This window comes from Microvirga sp. P4_G7, assembly GCF_056401005.1.
This window is the reverse complement of record NZ_JBFUKD010000950.1, coordinates 1-1,118: the sequence shown is the minus strand read 5'-3', so window position 1 is coordinate 1,118 and position 1,118 is coordinate 1. Positions and strand designations below refer to the sequence as shown.

Here is a 1,118-nt window from a genome sequence, read left to right as displayed (position 1 = left end):
CCTCATACTTGTTCAATTCCACCATCGCCGGAATCGAAGATGCCGACGCGATCCTGATCGTCGGATCGAATCCGCGTCTCGAAGCCTCGCTGGTCAACGTGCGCATCCGCAAGCGTTGGCGCATGGCGCCGCCGCCGATCGGTCTGATCGGCGAAAATGCCGACTTGACGTACCCTCACGATCATCTCGGCGCAGGCCCCGAGACGCTCGCAGACCTTCTGTCCGGCCGTCACAGCTTCGCCGAGAAGCTGAAGGGTGCGAAGAAGCCGCTGATCATCGTCGGGCAGGGCGCTTTGACCCGACCAGACGGCTTGGCGATCCTGTCTCTCGCCGCGAAACTCGCCGTCGATGTCGGGGCCGTCACCGAGGGTTGGAACGGATTCTCCGTGCTGCATACGGCAGCCTCGCGCGTCGGTGCGCTCGATCTCGGCTTCGTGCCAGGGGAGGGTGGAGCGACCGCGCAACAGATGGCGCAGGGCGCCGTCGACGTGCTGTTTAACTTCGGCGCCGACGAGATCGACGTCGCGGATGGCGCGTTCGTGATCTACCAGGGCACTCATGGCGACCGTGGCGCCCATCGTGCGGACGTGATTTTGCCTGGCGCTGCGTATACCGAGAAGTCTGGAACCTACGTCAACACGGAGGGGCGGGTTCAGATGGCGAACCGTGCGGCTTTCGCGCCTGGCGATGCCCGTGAGGATTGGGCGATCCTGCGCGCCCTCTCCGATGTTCTCGGCAACCGCCTGCCATTCGATTCACTCGACGCCCTGCGCCAGCGGCTTTATGGCGAGCATCCGCATTTCGCGRCGCTCGACGGCGTCTTGCCGGTCGATACGGCTCAGGCGGTAAAGGCTCTCGCCGGAATCGGCGGCACACCCGGTCGCGAGGTGTTCTCCAGCCCGGTCAAGGATTTCTATCTCACGAACCCGATCGCCCGCGCGTCCGGTGTCATGGCCGAGTGCTCCGCACTCGCCCGCCACACCCGGCTCGAGGCGGCCGAGTAAGAGGAACCGATTATGGAATTCGGAGACATTCTCCTCACTCTGGCGATCATCCTGGGCAAGAGCCTGCTGATGCTGGTGGCTCTGCTCATCTTCATTGCGTACGCGCTGCTCGCC

Annotated in this window: 1 protein-coding gene; it reads left to right on the top strand. The window is 64.1% G+C overall.

The annotated features are described in order from the left end of the window. A partial coding sequence (locus tag AC1DT3_RS22150) for a molybdopterin-dependent oxidoreductase (protein WP_477467327.1) occupies nt 1–1,004 on the top strand: 1,004 nt, incomplete at its 5' end. Nucleotides 1,005–1,118 lie beyond the last annotated feature (114 nt).